This is a genomic window from Campylobacter sp. (assembly GCF_052170435.1).
Taxonomy (GTDB): Bacteria; Campylobacterota; Campylobacteria; order Campylobacterales; family Campylobacteraceae; genus Campylobacter_A.
On the sequence record NZ_JBQNAN010000009.1, the window covers coordinates 24,889 to 49,619 of the forward strand.

Below are 24,731 nucleotides of genomic sequence, written 5' to 3' on the forward strand. Positions count from 1 at the left end.
AACTTTTTCACAACATTTTGAGAAAAATTTGAATTACTTTTTGTCGCCAGCAATAGCACGGAACAATAATCAGGCTAAATTTACCCCAAAATTTCCCCGGTAAAAAACAGCGCCGACATCGCAAACGTGCAGAGCGCGACGACCTTTAACTGTCCGTCAAAGTCGCGACATTCCCGCACTTTTGAGACGAAAAATAGGTGCCGAATAAGCGGCACGAAGCTAGTTATGTAGAGTAGTTTTACGCCTGAATCGCCGCGTAAAAACGAGTAGCAGAGCATCAATCCTGCTCCGCCCGCGATCAGCGCGTAGTGATAGCACTTGGCTGCGAGCAGTCCGATACGCACGGGGATCGTGCGCTTGCCCTTGAGCGCGTCGTTTTGGATATCGCGCATGTTGTTTAGATTTAGCACGGCCGTACTTAGCATCCCGCACGCGCACGCAGGCAGCAGCAGCACCGCATCGAGCGAACGCGCGTGTAAAAAGTATGAGCCCAGCACGCTAAGTAAACCAAAAAACAAAAACACGAAAACGTCGCCAAGCCCCAGGTATCCGTATGCGCCGGCTCCCACGGTGTATCGGATCGCGGCATATATCGACGCGCCGCCTAGCGCCAAAAATAGAATCACGAGATAAAACCGCTCGCCAAATGCCAAAACGCTTAGCGCGAGGCTCGAAAGCGCCGAAAGCAGTGCCGTAGCGACGATGACGCGCTTCATCTGCTTTGCGCTCATCTGCCCTGTTTGGATCGCGCGGCGCGGCCCCAGCCTGCCATCGTCGTCGGTGCCTTTTACCGCGTCGCCGTAGTCGTTAGCGTAGTCGCTTAGTACCTGAAACAGCAGCGTCGTAAGTAGCGCCAGTGCGAAAATATCCGCTCTAAACGCGCCCGCGTCGTATGCCGCGCCGCTACCGAGTAGTACGCCTGAAACGCTAAGTGGTAGCGATCTAAGCCTTGCCGATGCGTAAAGAGCCTTTGCGGTTATCATTTTTTGCCTTTTTTGATTTTTGAGTGCCGAATTTACGGTAAAATTGAGTTCAAATTTAGCACTCGAATGCAAAAAATAATATAAATTTGAGCGAGTTTGGTAGTTAAATTTTAAAATTTGATGGCGGATATTGTTGCACTTGGGGCCTTTGAAATCAGTCAAATTTGCCGCTAAAGCCGCCTGTGCTTAAATTTATCAAATTCCAGCCATTTCTCGCCAAAACTCAAGCGCCTTATCATCGCTTGCTTGGACGAATTTAGCGATTTCTTCCGCGCTTGGCACGGCCTTTTTGCTTAGTCTCGCGATATCGATGCTTCCAAGCGCTATAAAAAATCTCTCAAAATCGCTCGCGACACGCCTGCCACAAAGCTCTTCGTCTCCGAGTAGCCACGCATAAATCGCGCCGTCCGCGCAATCAATCAGAAATATCCACGGATCGCCCACGGCAAAAACTATCAAATTTGCAGGACGCGTATAGCTGTGCCACCATTTGCCGCCGTATTCGTCGGTGCTGTTTAGCTGCACTAGCTCGCTAGCGTAGTCGCCGCCGGTGCCAAAGCGTACGTTGCAAACCTCAAATTCGCCAAAGTTAAATTCGCAAACTAGCCGCGAAAGCGCAAGCGGGAATTTGACGCCTAGAGCCTCTTGCGCATTTTCTAGCGCCCGCGTGGACGCGTCGGCATCGCTTTGTGCTAGCAGTCTCATGCCCGTTATCCCCTTTTGCTCCAGAGGCAGGTAGATCTCGTCTAGCTCGCGAGCGATCTCATCTAGTTTTAAAAACATATTTTTCTCCGCTCTTGGTTTATCTGAGATTTTTTGTTTCGGTTTTTATGATTTCGCCGTTTTCGCCGTAAAATTTCGTAGTCGCCGTGCCCGCTTTTGCGTCGGTTACGACCTCTTTTACGAGCTCGCCTTTTTCGTTAAATTCCTTTTGTATTTTGACCGCCTCGCTAAGCGGCTTGCCGATCGTTTGGCGCTGGTCTATCACGCTTTTTAGTTTGCCGCTCGGGTATAAAAACTCAAAATACGCAGACTCGCCGCCTATCTGGTATGCGCGGCTGTGCAGGAGCCCGTTCTCGTCGTACTTTTCAAAAGTCGTTTCTTTTTTGCCCGTTCGGACGCTGGTAAATTCCTTATACGACGGTTTGCCGTCTCTGCGGTATTCGGCTATGTTATTTTCGGTAAAAAAGCCTAAATTTGCGTCGAAGCGTTTGGTTTTTCGGTACAGTTTTAGCACTTCGCCTGTGTCAAAAAGTTCCAGTAGCTCCTTTTCTAGCCCATTCCATAGGCATCTTTGGGTGATGAATGCAGGCGCGTCTCGGTGCTCTTTTGAATAGACTTCGAGTAGCACCCAGCGCTCGTTTTTGCGGACGGCGAGCGAGATTTTTAGCTTTGTGGAGGGGTTGTCCGGGATCTTGCGCTTGTACTTTTCATCCGCTTCGTCGATGACGTAGCGATCCAGCTGCGCGCCGCTCGCGTCTAGCCAGGTGACGTAGAGTCTGTTGCGTATTTTGCCGTTCTTGTCCTTTTCACCGTTGCGTAGGTTGTATTTAAAAAATATATCATAGGTTGCGATTTGTTCGTCGTTTTGCTGCCTGGGGACGTAGTTGCCGCCTGCTTGTAGCGAGGTCGCGCAGGTCAAAATGATAAAAAACCTTAATAAATTTTTCATCTATCTCCTTGGGTTTTGCGCTTATGTTGCGGCGGCGACCTTGCGTAAATTTAAAGCCCGTGCCGCGTTTGTAATTTTTAAAATTTACTCTCGCGCTTTGCTATGCGCATTGCCCGCTCGTCAAATTTGCCGCGCTTATCTGTGTGGGGAAATTTGACTTATCGCTCTTCGCTGTTTTGCCGCGATTTTTACCTTACCTGCGCCGCTTGAGCGCGCTAGCCTTTTATTTCAAAATCGCAAAGCCGATACCGACTTTATCGGTGTGGCGGTTGTAGTCGATGAGGCTTTCGCCGTATCCCGTAAAGTACTTCACGTAGCCGTAAACGCCGCTCTTGCCAAACGGAAACAGCCAGCCAAGTTCGCCCGCGCCGCGGTTTGTTTTATCAAAATGCAGGTTGTTTCGCACCATCGCCGTAAAGATGTGTCCGCGGTAAGGCAGGGCGAAATTTATATCCATGTTGCCGAGGTATTTTTCGATGTCTGGGTTATCGTCGCTACCCTTGCTCTCAGGGATGCGCGCCCACGCTCGTGGAATTACGACGAGGCTACCGGCGTAAAGCTTGGCCTCGAGATAGACGCGGTTCCACGAGCGAGACTTCTCGCCGCCCTGGCCGTTACTCTCGTGCAAAAGCCCCGCGCGCAGGTAGTCAAGGCTCGGTAGCGCCTCAAATCTCATCGGGACGGTCACGAAAATCTCGGGGCGATAGTTGGTCTCGCGAAACGGCGTCGAGCCCTTGGCCGTCTGCCACCACGAGCTTTGCGAGTAGCCAGCCGAGATCGTTTCGTTCATATCAAACACGTCGTAAAAAAGCGGCTTTTGCAAGCTAATCTGAAAAGCGGTCTCAAATCGGCGCCTATCATCAACGTCGTTAAACGCGTAGGTTGCCGGCAGGAGGTAGTTTAAGTGGTGCATTTTTAGGCCCAAAATTTCATCCACGTCGTATGCCTCGCCGCTTTCAAATTTCGCTGCGGGGCGCTCTTTGGAGGCGATCTTTTGCTCCTCTACGGGCGCGTCAGCTACGCTATCTGAGGGCGCTATCACGGAGCGCTCCATAGCAGCCGTTTCGCCGTCCTCGTCCGTAAATATCGCCTTTTTAGCCGCCAGCTTATAAAGCTGAAGGGCTCTTGTTTTGTCGCCTTCATGCTCAAGCTTTGCGGCAGCCTCGTATAGGTGCTTGGCTTCGTCTTTAGCGGTCGGCTCGGTTAAATTTTCAGCTAGATTTTCTGACTGCGAGGTTAAATTTTGCTTCGCCGTTTCCGCCTGGGCGGCTAGGGCTAAATTTAGCAAAATAGCCAGCAAAACGATAATTTTTTTCATATTTTTCCTTCTTTTAAGGCTTGTTCGTAATCTGCCTGGTAGTTGATGTTAAAAAACTCGTCTTCGCGCACGAATTTTACGATCTTGCAGCGGCAGCGGCTACGCAAAAGTCCGATTTTGTGCTCGCCCGCGGCAAAAAGCTCGCCCGCGGCGTTCGCTAAGTCCCCGCTAAAAAACCCGCAAAGCGAGTGCGTATGCGACTCGTCCGCAGCGATGACCATGTCGTATTCGCCGGCAAATTTATATAGCTCGCGCACGCACTCTTCGCTAACAAAGGGCATGTCGGCCGGGACGATAAAGACGCTTTCGTTTGGGAAATTTTTAAGGATACTATAAAGCGCTAGCATCGGAGAAAAGGCTAGCTCGCTCAAATTTGACGTATCTTGCGCCAAAATTTGAGCGGAGTTTGTCGTGGTGTCGTTTTTATCGCTTACCGCGTTCAAATTTGACTGAGAGATCTCGTCTGCGTCGGCGTCTTTGATGAGCGGCAGGGGTGGGTTAAATTTTTCAAATTTAGAGCTAACGAATACGCGCTCGAAAATCCGCCCGAATTTATACGCTCCGTAGTGCGTGAGCGTCGCAAATCCGCCAAAAGGTAGCAACGTTTTGTCGCGGCCCATTCGCGAGCTTTTGCCTCCGGCTAAGATGACGCATGTTTTCATTTTTTTCCTTAAGCAAAATTATAAGGCTAACTTTAGCTAAAAACGGCTTTGATTTACCAAAATGCGCCCGCCGCACCCCAAAAAATAGTATAATACGAATTTTAAAGGAGAAAAAATGAGCGAGAAAAATTTACAAATTTTAGGCTGGATAGGCACGTGCCTGTCGGTCATTATGTATATTTCCTACATCCCGCAGATAATGGGCAACCTCGAGGGCAACAAAACGCCTTTTATCCAGCCTCTAGCCGCAGCGATAAACTGCACGATCTGGACTAGCTACGGCTTGCTAAAAGCTAAAAGAGACTACCCGCTAGCGGCTGCGAATTTACCCGGCATCATCTTTGGACTTTTGGCGACGATAACGGCGTTTTAATACTCTATTTGGATGTTGTGGTGAAATTTAATTTAAAGCAGTCAACGCAATAAAACATTATCTATATCTCTACAACAATCAATTCTTAATTAATTTTATAGTTTTTTTACTATTTCAGTCAATTTTTCTTTAATTTTATTGCCTTTGGAATTCAATAAAAAAATTATTTTTGTTAGTTTCTCTATTATTTCTTTCATGTTTTTATCATCATTGTCTGAAGTTTTAAGCCTTTTTGCGGTAAGTGGGATAAATTCCTGATATGTGATCATAAAATCTTTGTAGTCTTCTTGTAGCTCTGGTGCATAGAAACTAATTAGTAGGTGTAATTTGCTAGTATCTATTTTCGGACTTTCTATGCTTAAATTTGGGTCTACCAATAAAGATGCCTTGTAATGTAATCCTCCTAAAATATCACCAATTATAATAAACGCTTCCTCTAGCTTTTGTCGCCTGAGTTTATTTTTATCTTTTTTATTGGTTATGTAGGTATGCACTATTTGGCCACAAACTGCTAAAAGTGCACCAAGGCTAATCTTTATTACATCTGTCCATAAATTGTCCACAGGGATGCCCTATATAAATGTTTATAAATCGCGCGGATCGGCGATCTTGCCTGCGACGGCGCTAGCTGCGGCGACAGCCGAGTTTGCTAGATACACTTCGCTCGTGCGATCGCCCATACGGCCGACAAAGTTTCTGTTCGTCGTGCTTACGCAGCGTTCCCCAACGCCCAAAATACCCATATATCCGCCCAGGCACGCGCCGCAGGTTGGATTTGAGACGACCGCGCCCGCTTCTGCGAAAATATCCATCAGCCCCTCTTTTTGCGCTTGCAGGGCGATTTTTTGCGTTGCAGGCGTGATGATGAGGCGGGTTTTGCGCGCTACTTTGCGGCCTTTTAGGATCTCGGCCGCGATGCGTAGATCCGAGAGTCTGCCGTTCGTGCAGCTACCGATAAAGGCCTGATCGATAGCGATATCGTCTTTTACCGCTTCGCGCACGCTCTTGCCGTTGCTAGGCAAAAACGGATAGGCGATCACGGGATCGAGCTTGCTAACGTCGATCTCTAAAATTTGCTCGTAGTTCGCGCCCTCGTCGGAGTAGTGCAGCTTCGGCTCGGCGCGTAAATTTTTACCTTTTAAAAACTCTTTCGTAGTTTCATCGACCGCGATGATGCCGCTTTTGCCGCCGGCCTCGATCGCCATGTTGCACATACTAAATCGCCCGTCCATATCGAGGCTCTCTATCGTCTCGCCCGTAAACTCCAGCGCCTTATACAGCGCGCCGTCCACGCCGATGCGGCGGATGATCTCTAGGATGAGGTCCTTGCCGTAGACGTGGCGGTCGAGTTTGCCGCGAAAAATCACTTTGATAGTCGGCGGCACTTTAAACCAGTTTTTGCCCGTTATCATCGCGTAGGCTAGATCGGTGCTGCCCATACCCGTGGCAAAGGCTCCCAGCGCGCCGTGCGTACAGGTGTGGCTATCGGCGCCGATGATGACGTCGCCCGGCACTACGAGGCCTTTTTCTGGCAAAAGCGCGTGCTCGATGCCCATATCCTTTTCGTCGAAATAATTTTTCAAATCGTGCTTATACGCAAAATCGCGGCTGATTTTGGCTTGGTTGGCGCTTAGGATGTCTTTGGCGGGGATGTAGTGGTCCATCACGACGCTAAAGCCGTCCGGATTAGCTAGCCTTGTCGCGCCGCTTCGCTCAAACTGCTTGATGGAGATAGGAGTCGTGATGTCGTTGCCGATGACCATGTCGATGTCGCTTTCGATGATTTCGCCCGCGAAAACCTCGCGCCCTACGTGCTCGCTGAAAATCTTTTCGGTGATGGTTTGCTTTGAGTTTTGCATAAATTTTCCTTTTTTGCGGATGCCGCGCGTTTTTAAAATTTAGCGATTTTAGCGAAAAATGGATAAAAAGAGATTGAGATTAAAATTTGAGCGTTGCAAATGTGAACTCGGTTCGGCTAAATAGCGCAGTGCGCCGCGGATTTAAAACCGAATTCGGCGTTTTTAGGATGCGGGTTTGGACGAGCTAAATTTGAAGCGGAAAATTGCAAATTTGATTTAAAGTCTGAGCGTAAGAAGCGAGGGCGAGGTGCTTTTTAATAAACTTTAAATTTGAACAAAAAGAGCCGAGCGGAAATATCGCACGGCTAGGCTAGGCGGTTTTAAAATTTAAGCGTGCGCTAGGCATATAGCCTACGGAGCGCCAAATTTTAAAACCCTCTGCTCGCAGTTGCGACCAGAGGAAAGCAAAGCGACGTATAGTCGGGCGAGATAACGCGTTAAATTTTAAAATTTAACGCTAGCAGTCAGCATAAACTGCCTCGCATACCCCGGCTGTATCGGTATGATATTAGCCTGCGTGCCGGTAGATGAGGACGTATAATAAAGCTTGTCGGTCAAGTTTTTGACGTTAAACGAGAAATTCGTCTCGTAGCCCGCGATCTTGGTATCGTAGCTGATAAAGGCGTCGTAAACGACCGCGTCGTCCATCTTAAAGCCCGTTCCCGCAGGTACGGCCGGTAGATTCGTCCTCATGTAGTAGGTGTACCATGAGCCAAAGTACCTCGCTCCGCCGCCGATCCTTAGGCCCTTTGCGCCTAGGTGGCTAAAGTCGTAGTTGGCAAAGAGGCTGGCTTGGTGCTTAGGCGTGGCTTCTAGCGGTTTGCCCACTAGCACGGCAAACGCGCCGCTATCCTTGTGCACTTCGGTTTTAGTGTATGCGTAGTTAGCGCCCACGCTTAGTCCTTGCGTCACGCGGCCGTTAAAGTCAAACTCAAATCCTCTAGAGCGCGCCTCGCCCACTGGCGTACTCACGCTATTTACGGTGCGCATGATGTTTTTCTTATTGATATTAAAAACCGCCGCGCTAGCCGTTATGCTATCGTTTTGAAATTTAGTTCCCAGCTCGACGCTTTTGCCTTCTTCGGGTTTTATGTCGCCTATGTCGCCGTTCATAGCCATCTGCGGGCTAAAGCTTTGCGCGTAGTTGGCGTAAACGGACCACTCGGGCGTTAGCAGGTATAAAAGTCCCGTCTGCCAGGTAAATTTGCCGTCTTTTTGGTCGGTGGAGTTTGGTCCGCTAACCGTTCCGCGCGCGATTTGTCTGTAAAATTCATACCTCGCGCCCAAAGAATAGATCAAATTTTCGGTCAAATTTATGCTATCTTGCGCGTAAAATCCGATCGTTTTTAGCGTTTGATACTGGATGCCTGACTCCCTTACCGTCGGCAACCCGACTCTGCCGTAGATTGGATTATAGATATTGATATTTAGGTGGGCGCCCGTGTCTCTTAGGCCGCCCGGTCGGTAGCGGTAGTAGCTTTTAGCATCGATGCCAAAGAGCAAATTGTGCTCGACCTCGCCCGTTTGCGCGTAGCCGTTTAGCGTGAGCGAGCCTGCGTGCGTGCGATGGATGAAGCCGTCGTAGTATTCGTTTCGTCTAGTCGCCGTTCCGGTGTTTAAATTTACGTTCATTAGTCTGATGTGGCCGTACTCGTGCTTGGAGCGCGAAAATGCGTAAGCGCCCTTTAATAGCCAGTCCTCGCCGATATTTTTTTCAAAATTTACGTCCACGGTGTCAAGCGTCGTTTTTAGCTTGTTAAACGGCTCGTCAAGGCGTCTTTTCTTGTCTATCGGCAGCAGTTTGCCCGTGTTTGGGATGAGGTACATACCGCGGTCGATCGGATCGATTGATTTAGAGTGGGCGTAGGCGAAATTTATGCGGTAATCATCTCCTTTATACGAAAGAGATGGCGCAAAGAGGATGTTTTTATATTCGCCAAACTCCCTCCAGTAGTCTTTTTGCATCATATCAAATATAAATCTATACGCAAAGCCGCTCTCCGCGATCGGTCCCGTGGTGTCAAAGCCCGCGTTCCAGTAGTTGCGGTTGCCGATACCCGCCCAAATTTCGTTTGAAAAGTCGTATTTTGGCTTTTTAGTAACCATATTTATGATGCCACCAGGTTCTTGCGCGCCGTAGAGCAAGCTAGCCGGGCCTTTTAATACCTCGACGCTTTCTACGGTTTTGTTAAAGCTATGCATGACGCTAGCAGGCACCCCGTTTCGCATGATCGAGCCGTCGCGTCCGCCGCCAAATCCCCTTTTTATGATCGCGTCAAAGATGCCGCCCGTGGTGTTTCCGTAGCTAACGCCGCTTACGTTTTGAAGGCTTTCGGCTAGAGTTTCGGGTTTTTTATCCTTTAGTTGCTGCTGGGTTACGACGTTTACCGTCTGCGGAATCTCTAAAATGGCGTATTCGTTTTGCCTACTTCGCTGGTTTTGGCGCGGTATCCGTCATCCGCGCTCTCGCTAATCTCGACGCCTTGCAGCGCTACGTCGGCGGCGAAAATTTGAGTTAAAAGCAGCGACGAGGCCGCTAAACTTAGGCTAAATTTGTTCATTTATTTTTTCTCCGTTTTAAAATGCATTATCATTATATTATTCTTATGCTTAAATTTCGGTCGCATTTTAGGCTATAATTTCGGCTATGAAATACGCAAATTTAAAACAAGTACAATCTTTTCTAGGCAAATTTAAAAAAATAACCGCAATCAGACGCGCGGGCGATATGGCGATATTTATCGAATTTGACGGCGAGCTCGGGCTGTTTTTTGACCTTAGCAAAGCCGACTCCGCGATCTACGCAAATCCTGATTTTCTAAACGTAAAAGAGTACAAAGCGCCCTTTGACGTCGCGCTTAAAAAGAGGTTCTGGGGGGCTAAAATTTTAAATTTAAGCGTGCCCGAGGGAAATAGAATTTTAAAGCTGGAGTGCGAATTCCAAGGCTCGTATAAAAGCCTGGCTTCGAGCCTATTTTTGGAGTTTACGGGGCGCTTTACCAACGCGATCATCACGGACGAAAAGGGCGTCATAATCGAGGCTTTGCGCCATATAGACAATAATTTTCGCGTGATAAAACCGGGGCGAAAGCTGCTTGAGCTGCCGCCGGCTACGATAAAAGAGCGAGAGATACCGCTGATAACGGACTTTGAGCGGTATTTTAGCGAGGAATTTAAGCGCGTAAATAACGCAAAGCTAGAAAATCTGCGCGCCGTAAAATCGGCCGCGATAGAGCGAAAAATGCAAAATTTAAGCGAGATTTTATCAGGCCTTGAAAACGAAGCGGATCTAAATGCGCAAAGCGAAATTTTAAGCAAAAACGCTGGGCTGATCCTGTCGAATTTACACGCGTTAAGGGACTACGAGCGCGAGGTAACGCTAAATGATTTCGAGCGAGGCGAGGTGAGGCTCGTGCTAGACGCCAGCCCCAAAATCGCCGCAAACGCGATGTTTGCCAAAGCAAAAAGGCTAAAGCAAAAGGCGGCGGGTCTAACGATAGAGCGGCAAAATTTGACCGAAAAGCTAGAGTTTTTATCAAATTTACAAACGCTCGTAAATGAAGCTAAAAGCGCCGAAGAGCTAGAAATCCTAGCGCCTAAAAAAGCCCGCGCCGTAAAGCAAAAAGAGCAAAATCAAAACGTCGAGGATTTTTATATCGAGGGCTATAAAATCAGCATCGGACGCAACGAAAAAGGCAACGTCTGGCTGCTAAAAAACTCGAAAAAAGACGACGTCTGGATGCATCTAAAAGACCTGCCGTCCGCGCACGTCATCATCAAAACCGCAAAAAGCGCTCCCAGCGAGGAAATTTTGAGATTTGCGGCGAAAATTTGCGTAAATTTTAGCGTCAAAGGCGGCGGGACGTACGAGGTTGATTTTACTAAACGTAACAACGTCAAAATTACGAGCGGCGCAAATGTAAATTATATTAATTTTAAGACGATATTAGTAACGAAGCACGACTAAAAGGAGGCGAAAATGGCTGTAACACCCCTTGGCAATACGATTTTTATCAATCAAAACGTAAATATGGTCTCAAACAAGGTCGCCGACGTCCAAAATAGATTTGACCTGCAAAATCTCGCCGCCGCATCGCTAGCAAGCGACGAAAAACAAGAGGTCTCCGAGGTGCGACCGACCGAGGAAACCTACAAAATCGACCCCGAAAACGAGCACGAAAAGCAAAAAGGCAGGCAGGAGCAGGGCGAGCTCGCCTCGGAGCAAAATGGCGAAAACTCTGATGACGACGAAAGCGCCGAGGAGCGCGTCGCGGCTAACGACTTTCCGCAGGCATCGCCCGTATTTCATCATCTTGATCTTAAAATTTAAGCTTGCGCGCTTAAATTTGCCGCTCGCGGCTAGGCTGGTAAATTCGGCTTGTTTTGGAGTAAATTTGAACCTTCGTCCGCCAAATTTAAGCAGCCGTTTTTAGCAAAAACAAAATCTAGCGCAGCTGGTTAAATCTGCGCCGAATTTGCCGCCTCGCTCGGTAAAATTTAACCCAAATCCGCCAAATTTACCGCCCCGTTTTAATCAGAACTAAAACTTAACGCAAAACCGTTAAATTTAACCGTCCCTTAAAGCCCGCAAGCGTAAATTCGCCTCAAATTTCGGCGCTTTTAAGCGAAAATTTTATACAATCGTTACTCAAAAAGGAAAAATCATGAAAACGCGTATAATCACCGGCATCGCGCTATTTGCGGCGGTTTTGGTCATCTTTTTCGTCGATAGTTATCTGTTAAATTTCGCCATATTAGGCTTCGTGCTTTACACGGCCTTTGGCGAAGCCGTGAGGCTCTACGGCCTACAAGGAAGCTCCCTTGCGCTCGTGGCGGTTATTTTTTACCTACTCACGCCTTTTTCAAACCCTGTATTTATCGCTATTTTAGCGGTCTTGCTCGTTGTTAGTTTTCTCGCGCACTTTAAGAGCGAAAATCTAACGCCCGTGCTACCGTTTTTGTATCCGATGACGCCGATTTTTCTCATCTGGATGCTTTATTCGCAGTACGGCGTGGGCTACTTGGCGTGGCTGATTTTAACGGTCGTGGCGTGCGATAGCGGGGCATTTTTCGTCGGTAAATTTTGCGGCAAGCACGCCTTTAGCCAGACTTCGCCGAACAAAACCTGGGAAGGCGTCGCGGGCGGTATCGCCGTAGCTACGGTCTTTGGCGCGGGCTTTGGCTGGGTGCTGACCGACAGCTTTTGGCATAGCCTCATCACGGCGTTTTTGGTTGCGACTTTCGGCGTTTGGGGCGATCTTTTCGAGAGCTACTTAAAGCGCCGCGCGGGCGTCAAAGATAGCGGCACGCTACTGCCCGGTCACGGCGGTATGCTTGACCGCGTCGACGGCTATCTTTTCGGCGTTGCGGCGATGCTCTGGACGCTATCGTGGTAGTGCTGGGCTCGACGGGCTCGATCGGGACGAATACCCTAAATTTGGCCCGCAAATTCGGCCTTAGTATCGAGGCGCTTAGCTGCGCGTCAAACTACGAGCTTTTAAACGAGCAGATCGCCGAATTTAAGCCCAAATTCGTCTGTATCGCCGAGCCTAAATTTGCTAAATTCGTAAAGCACAAACGCGTTTTTGCGGGTGCACAGGGCATCTGCGATATGCTAAAAGAGTGCGAGAGCGAGCGCGTCGTAAATTCTCTGGTCGGCTTTGCGGGCCTTGCTCCGAGCCTGGCCGCGCAAAAGCTGGGCAAAAAACTAGCGCTTGCCAACAAAGAAAGCCTCGTCGCGGGCGGCAAATTTTTAGATAGGGGCGCGATAAATCCGGTAGATAGCGAGCATTTCGGGCTTAAATTTCTGCTCGCGAACAAAACCCCGGTCGCTAGGCTCGTCATCACGGCCTCGGGCGGCGCCTTTTACAAAACCCCGCTAAAATCCCTAAAAGACGCCCGCGCAGCAGACGCGCTAAAACACCCGAACTGGAGCATGGGCGCAAAAATCACGATCGACAGCGCGACGATGGCGAACAAGCTTTTTGAGGTGCTGGAGGCCTTTTGGCTCTACGGCGTGCGGGATATCGAGGCGCTCATCGAGCGCACGTCCACGGTGCACGCTCTGGTGGAGTTTGCCGACGGCTCGACTACGGCGCATCTATCTAAAACCGATATGATTTTGGCCATCGCGCATGCGATTTTGGGCGAGGACGGAGCACTAAATTTGAGCGCGGCCGATACGAAAAACGGGCAAATCGTGCCGAATTTAGACCTAAAAACATTGGAAAATATAAAATTCGGCGAGATAAATTTGAAAAAATATCCTATCTTTTCGCTAAAAGACCAAGCTTTGCAAAACCCGGATCTCGGCGTTGCGATAAATGCCGCAAACGAAGTCGCCGTGTATAAGTTTTTGCGCGGCGAATGCGGATTTTTAGATATCTCTCGAACGGTTTTAGCCGCGGCAAAGAGGTTTGAAAATGAGAAGATAGAGGGCGAAAGCAAGATCTTTGAAGTAGATTCAGAAGTGAGAAAGTGGGCGGAAAAGTCGCTTAAATAGCGGCTTGTCTCGCGAGCGCTTTTCCGAGATTTCGCAAAATTTTCGCTCCGCAGGCTATATGCCTAGCGCACGCTCAATTTTGCTTCAAAACTCGAAAAATCATCTCGCGATACTTCGCCTTGTCGTTTTACGTTCAAATTTGAAGTCAAATTTGCAAATTTTACCCACCGAGACCCGCACCCTGAAAATATCAACTTTAAACTCAGAACCCCGCGACGCTTTGCGTCAGCAAAGCAATGTCGCCACCTCTAACGTGTAGTGGGGTTGGAGAGGGCATGGGAGAGGAAGGGGCGACGCTTCGTAAGTAGAATCCCCTTCCTCTCCCAAAGAAAAGAAAAAAGGGAGCTCTTTTGTTTCGGCTTTGCCTCGCCTTGTGCTTAGCCGCACTTCGTTTGCTACTGTTAGGACACACTCTCTTTGAGAGCTGCAAGCAGAGCGTAATTCAAGCCCCTTCCCCCTTAACAAGAAAGATTAAATTGCGCAAAAACTCTAATTTATAACGCTAAATTTAACCAAACCAAATTTGGCATTTTTGCGGTGCGGGTCTGGGCGAGTAAATTTAAAATTTGCTCGAAAAATTTGCTTAAAACGACACTTTTTCGTCGCCGTAATCGTTGCTAATATGTTATAATTTTGCGAATTTTAAAATCGCTTTGTGTTTAAATTTGGCTGCAAAACAAGACAAATGCCGCAAATTTCAAGAATCAAAAAATAAGCCGCAAAATAAAAAGAGGAAAAAATGGAAAAATACGAAGGCTACAATCTCAGGCTACGCGACGCTCTCGTCGGCGTGCAGTTTTTATTCGTCGCATTCGGCGCGCTAGTACTCGTGCCGATTTTGACGGGGCTTGATACGTCCGTAGCACTGTTTACGGCGGGTATCGGCACGCTACTGTTTCAGCTAATCACGCGCAAAAATGTCCCGCCGATCTTTCTCGCGTCTAGTTTCGCGTTTATCGCGCCGCTAAGCTTCGGCGTGAAAGAGTGGGGCATCGCTGCGACGATGAGCGGGGTGATCGCGGCGGGGCTGTTTTACGTGGCTTTGAGCTTGCTTATTAGGCTCAAAGGCGAGGGGTTTTTGCATAAAATTTTACCGCCCGTAGTCGTGGGCCCCGTCATCATGACAATCGGCCTCATCCTCTCGCCCGCGGCCGTAAATATGGTCATGGGCAAGGGTAAAGAGGTGCTTTACACGCAGGGGCAGTCGCTTATTATCGCGCTCATCTCGCTCTCGGCGGTTATCGTCGTTATGATGTTTGGTCGCGGCATGCTGCGCCTAGTGCCGATACTTTGCGGCATCGCGGCTGGATACTGCGCGTCGCTGTTTGTCGGGATCGTGGATTTTACGCCGATTCTAAATGCGCCGTGGTTTGCGCTGCCAAATTTTACCGCGCCGGTTTTTAAGCTCGAAGCGGTGATCTACATGGTGCCTATCGCGATCGCGCCAGCGATCGAGCACATCGGCGATATGCTTGCCATCAGCAACGTCACGAAGGAAAATTTCCTAAAAAACCCGGGGCTCAAAAGCACGCTGCTGGGCGATGGGCTCGCGACATCGCTAGCAGGCTGCTTTGGCGGACCGCCGAACACCACTTATTCGGAGGTCACGGGCGCGGTTAGTATCACGAAAGCCTACAATCCCGCCATCATGACCTTTGCCGCGCTTACGGCGATACTGCTAGCTTTCGTGGGCAAGCTCGGCGCCGCGCTCTCCACGATCCCCGCTCCCGTCATCGGCGGCATCATGCTGCTGCTTTTTGGTATCATCGCTAGCGTGGGCATGGAGACGCTCATCAAAAACGGCGTGGACCTGGCCGAGCCGCGCAATATGATCATCGTCGCGCTTATCTTCGTCTGCGCGATTGGCGGCATGGTGCTGGACTTCGGCACGATGAGCTTTAGCGGAGTGGGACTTGGCGCGATTATTGGTATCACGCTAAATTTGGTGCTACCGAAGACCAAGCATTTTGACGGATACTAAGTTAAATTTGCGCGAAGCTTGAGTAGTTTAGCGCGGTTGCGGGTAAATTTGAGCTTTGCCGTCAAATTTACCCGCAGTTTTCGCCGCTAAATTTACCGCGCCTAAATTTTAAAATTTTCCCGCAAACGCTTTCAAATTTCTAACGTTTTAAACTAGCAAGATATATAATTGCCTTATGAAAAAGGCAGATAGTTTAAGCAAATTTGATAAAAAGGCGCTAAAGCTCCTCTTTGCGGTACTTTTCGTGCCACTCTTCGTCTCGCTCGTTTACCGCTCGCGCGAGCTGCCCGCGGGCGCGCAAAAGATCGGGGGTTACTACAACATCGGCGGCAAAATTTATCTACGCTCTTGGAATCTCGCTCCCTACGAGCTAGAGGGCGACGCGGACGCGGCGAGTTTTCGCGCGCTTGATACCGACAGATACTCCTACACAAACGTCGGTATGGACGCTATTAGCGTATTTTGCGGCGCTCGAAAGATGTCGGGGCTGAATCCCGCGCGCACGCAAAAGATAGGCTCTCGCTACTACAGCGACGGGCGCGTGAGCTATTTCTGCTCGGACGTGACCCAGCGCACGGGCGGCGCGATAAGTTACATTTACAAGGTGTTTTTCACGCCTTTGGGCTCTCCAAATGGCCGCAGGAGTACAACTACCCCTACGCTAGACTTGATACTAGCGCGCCTATCTCGTCTTTGACCGAGAGCCCTTACGTCGCTACCGACGGCGAGCGGGTATTTTACGAGGGTAAAATTTTAGAGGGTGCGGATGCAAAAAATCTAAAACAGATAAGGCGAAAAATCATATACGAAGATGGCCCCGAGCTGCCCGCGCACTTTCGCCTGGTCGATCGGTGGCTGAGCGACGGACGCAGCGTCTATAAGGGCGGCGAGAGGCTAAATTTCACGCCTAGCGAGCAGATGTATCTGATGGAACCAAACTCGGGCATAGAGTTTCTTTATGATCCCGCTACGGGCGCGGTGCTTATGGACGGCGAGAGATTTGATGCCGTAAACGAGCCCTATACGCCGCTAAATTTTCAGAGCGGGCATCAGAAATACATGCTGTTTGCGAGCAAAAACGGCATATTTTATCTAAGCAAGGATAAAATTTTAAATCGCCCGCGCGGCAGCGGCATTGAGGGTCGGCTCAAGGACGCATTTTGGTACGTGTATTATAAATTCGGCGCAGACGGCAATCCGCTAAGCGCGCTAAAAAGGGCGGGCGACAATCCGTTTAAAGGTGCCGTGCGGCAGATCTCGGAAAAGCTTTTTAAGGACGACGCGGGATTTTACTATCTAAATTTCTACTCGCATAGCGTTTACGTCACGGGTCGCAGCGGCAGGTATCTGGATAAGCGGACAATTTCATTGATCTGCGAAAGATCACGCTTGGCGTGCATGATGATGAGGTGATGACGCAGATCGCGGATGAGGCGGCGCGAAACCACGAGATGTCGCAGCCCATTTTTAGCGCGCAGGACGTGGAGTATGAAAACGGCGCGGCCTTTTATATGTATTGCCTCGCGGCGGTTTTGTTGCTCGGAGCTTGGGTTTATAGCTATTTTAGAAAGCGTAGCTTGCAGCGCGGTTAAATTTACCGTTTGATGTCGCCGTCAAATTTGCTCTAAATTTACAACCTTTCTTACCGATTTATTACGATTTCTAGCTAAAATCACAGTGAAAAAAATCAAAAGGAAATCCAATGGAAAACAAAATCATGGATAGCGTCAAGGGCGGATTTTGGACGAAGCCCGTCATTATTTTCGTCCTGCTTTTGCTGCTGCTTATCCCGCTAGGTTTCATCAGCTCAATGATCTCTGACCGCGCCTACGTCAAGCAAAGCGCCGAGGAGTCCATCATGCAGCCGGTTGGCGGCCCGCTTAGGATCGAGGGCGTTTTGATCTCGGTACCGTATAAAAAACAAGCGGCCGTCTATAACGAAAACGGCGTAGCAGCGGTATCGCAGACAACCGAGCAGATCATGATAGCGCCGCAGTCTTACGAGCTATCGACCCAGCTAAATCCGCAATATCTAAAGCGCGGTATCTTTAGCGTGCCCGTCTTTAACGGCGACGTCGCGCTAAAAGCAAAATTTGCGCCGCTAAATTTCGAGCAGCTAAATATCGCGGAAAGCGACGTTTTACTAAGCGAGGCGACGCTGATTTTGGGCGTAGGCAGCAAAAAGACCTTTACCGCATTTCCCGCACTAAAAGCAAACGGCCAAGATCTCGCGCAGTCTTTTGCGCCGCCTAAATACTCGCCCTTTACCCAAAGCGTCCACTACAAACTACCTGCAAATTTAGCAAGCGGCGGCTTTGAGCTAGCGGGCACGCTATCTATGCAGGGCGGGCAGAGCGCGAGCTTCGTTCCCGTAGGGCAGGATAATAAATTTGACGTAAAATCCTCGTGGAGCTCGCCGTCTTTTAGCGGCGGGTGGCTGCCGAAATCTCGCGAAGTTACGAGCAGCGGCTTTAACGCGCAGTGGGAGATCTCGGGCCTTAGCACCGGCGTTCCGCAGGCGTGGATCATGGACGGCAGGCGCGAGATGCTGGAGAGCGTCGAGGCTAGCTTCATCAGTCCCGTAAACAACTACTCGCTCATCGCGCGCTGCGTGACCTATGCGATCTTGTTTCTAGCGGTGCCGTTTTTGGCGATCTTTTTGTGCGAAATTTACAGCCGCGCCCGCATTCACCCGATCCAGTACCTACTCATCGGAGCCGCCGACGTGCTATTTTACCTGCTCGTGCTCTCGTTTTCCGAGCACATTAGCTTCCTAGCTAGCTATCTCATCGCGGCCGCAGCCGTGTGCGCGACGATACTTTTCTACGGCTCGGCGATCTTTCGGGCTCGCAAATGGGGCGTATTTATCGCGCTCGTGCATGCGGTTAGCTACTGCTTGCTCTACGGTATCTTGCAGTCCGAAGACTACGCGCTTTTGATGGGTAGCGTTATGATATTTGCGGTGATTGCGCTGGTGATGTATTTGACCAGGAAGATAGACTGGTACGAAAACGGGCTGAAAATTTAGCTTTTTTGGCTTGTCTTTTGAGCGCTTTTTGTGGATTTTGTTAAAATTTGACTTGATAGGCTATATGCCTTATCTTCGTCAAATTTTAACTTCAAAACCACAAAAATCATCTCAAAATACTTCGCCTTATCGCTTTACGCTCAAATTTGTAAATTTGACGCACCGAGACCCGCGCCCTGAAAACATAAATTTAAATTTGCGACGCTTTGCGCAAGCAAAGCTATGTCGCCACCTTAAGAGCGTCGTAGGGGGAGGGGGATTAAAGGGGGTGGGGAGCGACTTCGCCATTCAAGCCCCCACCCCCTTTACAACAAAGTAAAAAACAACCTTAAACGGTTGTTTTTTACTCAAAGAATTTAATTTGCAATGCCAAATTTAACCAAACCAAATTTGCATTTTCAAGATACGGGTCTCGGCAAGTAAAATTTAAAAATTTATCCAAATTTAACGCTATAATCACGCTCGTTTTAAAAACGCACAAATTTAAAGGATAAAAATGAAAAATTTTCTCGCGCTATTTTTGGCGCTTAGTTTTGCCGCTTTGTCGCAGGCATTTGGCGGCGAAAAGCAGAGCCCAGCGAAGCAAAACGCTCAAATTTTACCCCCGAGCGAGCTAAAATTTACCCCGCGACCAAAGCTAAAAGGAAAGCAAACGGGCGAGCTGGAGATGAGGTTTAGCTACGACGTAGAAAGGACGGGCGAGTACGATCCGGAAAGCCGCCTCGAGCTAAACAACGTCTATGAGCGTATCTATACTCCGGACGGCGAGACGCTATTTTACGGTAGGTTATACGGCTACATCAAGCCGCCCTTGTATCACCCGCAAAAGCAGATCGTAAAATTCATCAAAAGCGGCCAAGAGCGCTGGATCGAGATAGATTTTTATCATGCGGACGGTATGCATAGCGGCACGCTGCAGCTGTGCTTGTGGGACGACATAAACGTCGAAGTCAAGGAGGCTTTTGACGAAGGCAACGTCGCCGGGCTATACAAATCAAGCAATAAATTCGACGTGATGCTGGGTATCTTTTCGGACAACAACAACTTCTCCTACTCTAGTAGCAGCAAACCGCGCCAAAAGCACTTTATCACGGTGCGCTCGGGCCCTAAGGAGGATTACTACGAAAACTACGACGAAAACGGCGCGATCGATAACACGAGCTACCAAAAAGACACGGTATTTATCTGGATAAAGACGTTTTATCCAAACGGCCGACTAAAGTCGCTTAACGACTATGAAAATAGGACCGAGCGGGAGTATGATGAGAGGGGGAAGATAATAAGAGAGGAGAAATTTTGAGGTTTGCGGCTTGTCTTTTGAGCGTCTTTGAATGAGTTTGAAATTTTAAGTCTGCGGCAGACTACTTGTCTAGCCTTGACTTAAAATTTCTGCACAACATTCAAATCCGTCTCAAAATACTTTGCCTTATCGTTTTGCACTCAAATTTGAAGTCAAATTTGCAAATTTGACTCGTCGAGACCCGCATCGCAAAAATGTTAAACTAAAAAATGTGCGGCGCGACAGCGCGGTCGCACCCCCTTGAACGTGCAGTGGGGTTGGAGAGGGCTTGGGAGAGGAAGGGGCGACGCTTCGTAAGTAGAAACCCCTTCCTCTCCCGAAGAAAATAGAAAGGTGGATACAAAAGGGAGCTCTTTTGCTTCGGCGTTGCCTCGCAACTGCAAAGCAGAGCGCAATTTAAGCCCCCATCCCCTTTACAACAAAGTAAAAAACAACCTCAAACGGTTGTTTTTTACGCAAAGAAGCTCGGCTTGCAAGACTAAATTTGATCAAACCAAATTTGGCACCTTAAAGGTGCTGGTCTCGGTGCGTCAAATTTGGATTAATCGCAAATTTACGGCAAGCGATTTGCGCGCGTATTTGGCAGCCTTTGCAAAGAAGCGGGCCGAATTTATAACCGCAAAAGCAAAAAGCGGTAAAATGCGCTAAAAAAGGAAAAACTACAAAATGAGCGAAAATTTACGACATAGCAGTGCGGGCGGGCTGATTTTAGGTATAGAAAGCAGCTGCGACGATAGCTCGGTGGCGCTGCTCGACATAGAGACGCTGGAGCTAAAATTTCACAAAAAAATCTCGCAAGATGCCGAGCATTGCGCATTTGGCGGAGTGGTACCGGAGCTAGCCGCGCGCTTGCATACGGCTGCGTTGCCTAAAATTTTGGAGCAGATCAAATCAGGACTACCCCGCGCAAAAGCCGTCGCCGTCACGAGCGAGCCGGGGCTATCCGTGAGCCTAGTGGGCGGCGTCGCGATGGCAAAGGCGCTCGCCTCGTCGCTGCGCGTGCCGCTAATCGCCGTAAATCACCTCGCCGGGCACGTGTATTCGCTATTTTTGTCGCAGGAGGCGCGGCTGCCCGTGGGCGTGCTGCTAGTTAGCGGCGGGCATACGATGGTGCTAGATATCGGCGCGGACGGGGCTGTCGGCGTACTAGCCGCGACGATGGACGATAGCTTCGGCGAGAGCTTTGACAAGGTCGCAAAGATGCTGGGGCTTGGGTATCCTGGCGGCGTAGCGGTCGAAAAGGCGGCAAAAAGCGGGCGCGAGAGGTTTAAATTTACCGTGCCGCTGCTTGGCGACGCGCGCACGGCGTATAGCTTCTCGGGGCTAAAAAATCAGGTTCGCGTCGAAACCGAAAAGCTCGCCGCAAGCGGGAATCTGGGCGCGCAGGAGATCGCCGATATCTGCTTTGCCTTTGAAAATACCGCTTGTAAGCATATCTTAAACAAGCTAGAAAAGATATTTGCCCAGCGTAAATTTGAGCGTTTCGGCGTCGTGGGCGGAGCAAGCGCGAATCTAAATCTGCGCTCCCGTCTGCAAGCTCTGTGCGAGAAGCACGGCTGCGAGCTCATCTGCGCGCCGCTGGAGTTTTGCTCCGATAATGCTGCGATGATCGCGCGCGCGGGACGAGAAAAATACCTGCGCGGCGAGTTTGCGGGGCTTGATCTGCAGGCAAGTCCTAGAAGTGAGCTAACGAGGATTTAGATTTCGGCTTAAGGCCAAAATTTGCTTTTTAGCTCAAATTCGGCGATTATTACCCCAAATTTAGCTTTTTGTGGCGCTGTTGCGAGCGGGCGAGTATAAAGCACGGCAAATCTAAATTTGGCGCGGTGAACTAAAAGCGCCAAATTTATAGAATCTAAAATCGTTTCGTTAAAAAAATACTGCGACAATCGCCGCAAACGCCAAAACCGAATAGATTAAGATTTTGTATGTGTTTGTCTTTGCACCCGCTTTTCGCTCGTAAAATACGCTTAGTTTGTATTCCGAGCTCTTAAGCGTGCGCCACGCCGCAACAACCGCCATAACTAAAAGTAGCGAGCAAAATTCTCGCGACGGCAAGCCTCTAAAATCCTCCAAAAATAAAATGGTCGCAAGAAGCGTCGCCAAGCAAAACAGCATAAAAAATATCCAGCTCAAAGCGATGAAAAATACGGCGCCCATCCTGCAATCTATGCCGTGATTTTTATATGCTGCGACCCTAAAGCCGATATAAACGGCAAGCAATGCGCAAGATAGTATCGTGAGCGGGTTAAATAGCGCAGAAAACGTCATTTGGCCAGTCTCCGCGCCCAAGATAGACGCCATGGGCGCAAAAGTAACGAAGGCGCAAAAGTAAAAAAGGATAAATAAAATTCTAGCCTGGAAAATGACGCTAAGAACTGATTTTATGATTTTTAACAAATGTTTCCTTTAAACGTTTGGCGACTTAGGGCTTGAAATTTGACTACGATTTTAGCTAAATTTTAAATGAAATTTATCGACTCTCGTCTAGCGGGTCTTAAATTCGGCGTTGCTATATAATGGTATTTGCTTGAGCCGTTTAAATTTGTAATGTGGCGAGTCGTCTTTTGGTTTATAAATTTAGCTCTTTTATCGCTCGTAAAATTTCATCCTCGCGGGCTAAAAAATCCTTTGCGATGACTATAAATTCGTTATTTTTTAGCGAGGCTGCGTCGTAGATCGGGGCTTTGAGCGTCGCTAGATCGATCATCTTTGCGCCCGCGCCCGCATCGATAATCTCGCCCGCGGCGTTGTCCCAGATAGAGCTTGGCGAGTAGCGCATGTAAGCGCCCGCGAGATTTTCGGCGATGCGGCAGTATTTGATCGCCGAGCTTAGCCGAGCGATGCCCAAATTTAGGGCGGCTGCGAGCTTGCCGGCCGTTACGTTTTTGCCGCGTTTGCCGCTGATTATCGTTTGCGGCGCTCTCTCGTTTACGGCTAGAGTTTGCGGTATAAACGCGCCGTTTTTATAAAGCTCTTTTTGCGTTCGTCCGCCTTTTGCCGCGCTATAAATTTCGCCGGTAACGGGCACGTAGATGACGCCAAGAACGGGGCGGCCGTCCTCTATGAGCGCGATGCAGACGCAAAACTCGCCGCTGCCCTCGATAAAATCCTTCGTGCCGTCTAGCGGATCGATGAGCCAAAACGTCCGCGCGGACTCGCCCAAAATCTTTTCCTCCGAGCAAATTTGGATTTGCGAGCTTTTTAGCGTTTCAAATATCGCAGCGTTTGCCGCAAGATCGGCCGAAGTCACGGGCGAATGATCGGTTTTTAAATTTACCTCGAAATCCCGGCAGTTTTGGCTAAATGCGCTTTCGGGTAAGGTCGAACGAGCCGCTAAAATCTCGTCGTCAAAGCCCTTGTGGGCGTAAAATTTAAGTATCTCGTCGCCTGCTTTTATGGCCGCAAGCTTGGCTAGGTTTAGTAAATTTTGCATTTTTGTTTCTTTTTGCTGCATTTTTAATATTTTGATTTTTATTGTTAAGGGGGAAGGGGCTTGAATTACGAAGTCGCTCCCTTCCCCCTTAACAATCCCCCAACCCCTACGACGTGAGATGTGGCGACACTGCTTTGCTGACGCAAAGCGTCGCGAGCTTCGTAAATTTTGATGGAGTTAAATTTATAAATTTGACTTCAAATTTGAACGCAAATCGATAAGCGGCTGTATTTTGCGATGAATTTAAATGTTGCGACGGAAATTTTGAGCAAGACTAGACAAATAGTCTGTCGCAGCTCAAAATTTTCTAGCTCATTTAAAGGCGCGCAAAAGACGACGCGTCACTTCGGCGTCCTGTTCGTTTCCCCGACGTATAGCTGCCTCGGCCTTACGATCTTGATGCTCTCCTGCTCTTTTAGCTCTATCCACTGACTGATCCAGCCCGGGATCCTGCCGATGACGAAGATAACCGCAAACATATCGTTTGGTATGCTAAGAGCCTTTAAAATCAGTCCAGAGTAAAAATCGACGTTCGGATAGAGGTTGCGCGAGATGAAATACTCGTCGTTTAGCGCGATCTCCTCGATCTTTTTGGCGATTTTTAGAAGCTCGGTGTTTATGCCGATCTCGTCAAATAGCTTATCGCACATAGATTTTAGCACCTTGGCGCGCGGATCGAAGTTTTTATACACGCGGTGACCAAAGCCCATCAGCCTAAACGGATCGTTTTTGTCTTTGGCGCGGGCGATGTATTTATCGACGTTTTCTACCGAGCCGATCTGCTCTAGCTGACGGATGACGCCTTCGTTTGCGCCTCCGTGAGCCCAGCCCCATAGCGCTCCGATACCAGCGGCGATACACGCATACGGGTGCGCGTGCGTCGAGCCTACGGTGCGAACGGTCGTCGTGGAGGCGTTTTGCTCGTGGTCGGCGTGTAGCATAAAGACCGTATCAAGCGCCTTGACCTCGATCGGGCGCAAATTTACGTGCTCGTACGGGTAGCTCCTCATCATGTAGAGGAAATTTTCCGTAAAGCCGCGGTCTAAATTTGGATAAATGATCGGCAATCCGCGCGAAAATCTATAAGAAAACGCCGCGATGGTCGGGATTTTAGCGATTATTCGCATCGCCATCTCGTGGTATTCCTCGGGCTTATCCATGTTTAGGTGATCGAAGTAAAACGCCGAAAGCGCCGAGACCGCCGCCTGCAAGATCGCCATCGGATGCGCCTTGTCCGGGAAAGCATCGAAAATTTTCATCATGCCCTCGTGGATGAAGCTGCGTTTTTTAAGCTCGAGTTTAAATTCGTCGTATTGCTTTTTATCCGGCAGCTCTTTATTTAGTAGCAGATACGCCACGTCGATGAAGGTTTTGTTCTCCGCTAGATACGCGATGTCGTAGCCGCGGTACATCAGCTCGCCTTTTAGCCCGTCGATATAAGTGATGCTAGAGCGGCACATCGCCGTCGAGGTATATCCGCGGTCAAACGTAAACATCCCCGTATCGCTAAAAAAGGTCGAGATGTCGATGACGTCGGGCCCCATGGTGCCATGAAGTATCGGAAAGTCGTAGCTTTTGCCGTTTCTGTTGTCGGTTAACGTAACCGTATCGCTCATC

24 protein-coding genes are annotated in these 24,731 nt (G+C 49.1%); 12 read left to right on the top strand and 12 right to left on the bottom strand.

Annotated elements, in window-relative coordinates:
• Nucleotides 1-80 precede the first annotated feature (80 nt).
• The 5 genes from menA to ACTTJF_RS05220 all read right to left on the bottom strand — a co-directional run bounded on the left by menA (nt 81) and on the right by ACTTJF_RS05220 (nt 4,635).
• The gene (gene menA, locus ACTTJF_RS05200; protein WP_442551054.1) at nt 81-983 is read right to left on the bottom strand and encodes a 1,4-dihydroxy-2-naphthoate octaprenyltransferase; all 903 of its coding nucleotides are present in this window, start codon (nt 981-983) and stop codon (nt 81-83) included.
• A 195-nt stretch (nt 984-1,178) separates the two neighbouring features.
• On the bottom strand, nt 1,179-1,766 hold the full coding sequence (locus ACTTJF_RS05205; RefSeq protein ID WP_442551055.1) for an SMI1/KNR4 family protein: 588 nt from the start codon (nt 1,764-1,766) through the stop codon (nt 1,179-1,181).
• A gap of 19 nt (nt 1,767-1,785) precedes the next feature.
• A complete protein-coding gene (locus ACTTJF_RS05210) occupies nt 1,786-2,655 on the bottom strand; it encodes a hypothetical protein (protein ID WP_442551056.1) in 870 nt (289 codons plus the stop codon).
• Nucleotides 2,656-2,878: 223 nt separating this feature from the next.
• Nucleotides 2,879-3,973, bottom strand: coding sequence for a phospholipase A (locus ACTTJF_RS05215; RefSeq protein ID WP_442551057.1), 1,095 nt, complete (start codon nt 3,971-3,973; stop codon nt 2,879-2,881).
• Nucleotides 3,970-4,635, bottom strand: coding sequence for a molybdenum cofactor guanylyltransferase (locus ACTTJF_RS05220; RefSeq protein WP_442551058.1), 666 nt, complete (start codon nt 4,633-4,635; stop codon nt 3,970-3,972). Before ACTTJF_RS05220 ends, ACTTJF_RS05215 begins: the two co-directional genes overlap by 4 nt.
• Nucleotides 4,636-4,750: 115 nt before the next feature.
• Between ACTTJF_RS05220 and ACTTJF_RS05225 the strand changes: the two genes are divergently transcribed.
• Nucleotides 4,751-5,008, top strand: a complete 258-nt coding sequence (locus ACTTJF_RS05225; protein ID WP_002951935.1) for a SemiSWEET family transporter — start codon at nt 4,751-4,753, stop codon at nt 5,006-5,008.
• A gap of 95 nt (nt 5,009-5,103) precedes the next feature.
• On the opposite strand, the gene ACTTJF_RS05230 is transcribed toward ACTTJF_RS05225, so the two are convergent.
• From ACTTJF_RS05230 to ACTTJF_RS05245, 4 genes are all read right to left on the bottom strand, one after another.
• Complete coding sequence (locus ACTTJF_RS05230; RefSeq protein ID WP_442551059.1) at nt 5,104-5,571, bottom strand: hypothetical protein; 468 nt, start codon at nt 5,569-5,571, stop codon at nt 5,104-5,106.
• 21 nt (nt 5,572-5,592) lie between these two features.
• A complete protein-coding gene (gene leuC / locus ACTTJF_RS05235; protein WP_442551060.1) occupies nt 5,593-6,867 on the bottom strand; it encodes a 3-isopropylmalate dehydratase large subunit in 1,275 nt (424 codons plus the stop codon).
• A 444-nt stretch (nt 6,868-7,311) separates the two neighbouring features.
• Nucleotides 7,312-9,318: a TonB-dependent siderophore receptor gene (locus ACTTJF_RS05240; RefSeq protein WP_442551097.1), complete on the bottom strand. Its 2,007-nt coding sequence runs from the start codon at nt 9,316-9,318 to the stop codon at nt 7,312-7,314.
• Nucleotides 9,270-9,428 (bottom strand): hypothetical protein, encoded by a 159-nt coding sequence (locus ACTTJF_RS05245; RefSeq protein ID WP_442551061.1) that lies wholly within the window; start codon nt 9,426-9,428, stop codon nt 9,270-9,272. The genes ACTTJF_RS05240 and ACTTJF_RS05245 overlap by 49 nt, the downstream gene beginning before the upstream one ends.
• Before the next feature lie 86 nt (nt 9,429-9,514).
• Between ACTTJF_RS05245 and ACTTJF_RS05250 the strand changes: the two genes are divergently transcribed.
• From ACTTJF_RS05250 to tsaD, 11 genes are all read left to right on the top strand, one after another.
• Nucleotides 9,515-10,834, top strand: a complete 1,320-nt coding sequence (locus ACTTJF_RS05250; RefSeq protein ID WP_442551062.1) for an NFACT RNA binding domain-containing protein — start codon at nt 9,515-9,517, stop codon at nt 10,832-10,834.
• A 12-nt stretch (nt 10,835-10,846) separates the two neighbouring features.
• Nucleotides 10,847-11,197: a hypothetical protein gene (locus tag ACTTJF_RS05255; protein ID WP_442551063.1), complete on the top strand. Its 351-nt coding sequence runs from the start codon at nt 10,847-10,849 to the stop codon at nt 11,195-11,197.
• A gap of 334 nt (nt 11,198-11,531) precedes the next feature.
• Nucleotides 11,532-12,263: a phosphatidate cytidylyltransferase gene (locus ACTTJF_RS05260; RefSeq protein WP_442551064.1), complete on the top strand. Its 732-nt coding sequence runs from the start codon at nt 11,532-11,534 to the stop codon at nt 12,261-12,263.
• Complete coding sequence (dxr, locus tag ACTTJF_RS05265; RefSeq protein ID WP_442551065.1) at nt 12,257-13,369, top strand: 1-deoxy-D-xylulose-5-phosphate reductoisomerase; 1,113 nt, start codon at nt 12,257-12,259, stop codon at nt 13,367-13,369. Before ACTTJF_RS05260 ends, dxr begins: the two co-directional genes overlap by 7 nt.
• Nucleotides 13,370-14,108: 739 nt before the next feature.
• The gene (locus tag ACTTJF_RS05270; protein WP_442551066.1) at nt 14,109-15,350 is read left to right on the top strand and encodes a uracil-xanthine permease family protein; all 1,242 of its coding nucleotides are present in this window, start codon (nt 14,109-14,111) and stop codon (nt 15,348-15,350) included.
• 175 nt (nt 15,351-15,525) lie between these two features.
• Nucleotides 15,526-16,047: a hypothetical protein gene (locus ACTTJF_RS05275; protein ID WP_442551067.1), complete on the top strand. Its 522-nt coding sequence runs from the start codon at nt 15,526-15,528 to the stop codon at nt 16,045-16,047.
• Nucleotides 16,044-16,763: a hypothetical protein gene (locus ACTTJF_RS05280; protein WP_442551068.1), complete on the top strand. Its 720-nt coding sequence runs from the start codon at nt 16,044-16,046 to the stop codon at nt 16,761-16,763. The genes ACTTJF_RS05275 and ACTTJF_RS05280 overlap by 4 nt, the downstream gene beginning before the upstream one ends.
• Nucleotides 16,745-16,942, top strand: coding sequence for a hypothetical protein (locus tag ACTTJF_RS05285; protein ID WP_442551069.1), 198 nt, complete (start codon nt 16,745-16,747; stop codon nt 16,940-16,942). Before ACTTJF_RS05280 ends, ACTTJF_RS05285 begins: the two co-directional genes overlap by 19 nt.
• 110 nt (nt 16,943-17,052) lie before the next feature.
• Nucleotides 17,053-18,378: a cell envelope integrity protein CreD gene (gene creD, locus ACTTJF_RS05290; RefSeq protein ID WP_442551070.1), complete on the top strand. Its 1,326-nt coding sequence runs from the start codon at nt 17,053-17,055 to the stop codon at nt 18,376-18,378.
• Between the two features lie 496 nt (nt 18,379-18,874).
• Complete coding sequence (locus ACTTJF_RS05295; RefSeq protein ID WP_442551071.1) at nt 18,875-19,678, top strand: hypothetical protein; 804 nt, start codon at nt 18,875-18,877, stop codon at nt 19,676-19,678.
• A gap of 702 nt (nt 19,679-20,380) precedes the next feature.
• On the top strand, nt 20,381-21,379 hold the full coding sequence (gene tsaD / locus ACTTJF_RS05300; protein WP_442551098.1) for a tRNA (adenosine(37)-N6)-threonylcarbamoyltransferase complex transferase subunit TsaD: 999 nt from the start codon (nt 20,381-20,383) through the stop codon (nt 21,377-21,379).
• A 168-nt stretch (nt 21,380-21,547) separates the two neighbouring features.
• Here the strand turns inward: tsaD and ACTTJF_RS05305 are convergent, their stop codons facing one another.
• The 3 genes from ACTTJF_RS05305 to ACTTJF_RS05315 all read right to left on the bottom strand — a co-directional run bounded on the left by ACTTJF_RS05305 (nt 21,548) and on the right by ACTTJF_RS05315 (nt 24,730).
• On the bottom strand, nt 21,548-22,078 hold the full coding sequence (locus ACTTJF_RS05305; protein WP_442551072.1) for a hypothetical protein: 531 nt from the start codon (nt 22,076-22,078) through the stop codon (nt 21,548-21,550).
• 172 nt (nt 22,079-22,250) lie between these two features.
• Nucleotides 22,251-23,114: a 3'(2'),5'-bisphosphate nucleotidase CysQ family protein gene (locus ACTTJF_RS05310; protein ID WP_442551073.1), complete on the bottom strand. Its 864-nt coding sequence runs from the start codon at nt 23,112-23,114 to the stop codon at nt 22,251-22,253.
• 341 nt (nt 23,115-23,455) lie between these two features.
• A complete protein-coding gene (locus ACTTJF_RS05315; RefSeq protein WP_314748413.1) occupies nt 23,456-24,730 on the bottom strand; it encodes a citrate synthase in 1,275 nt (424 codons plus the stop codon).
• Nucleotide 24,731 lies beyond the last annotated feature (1 nt).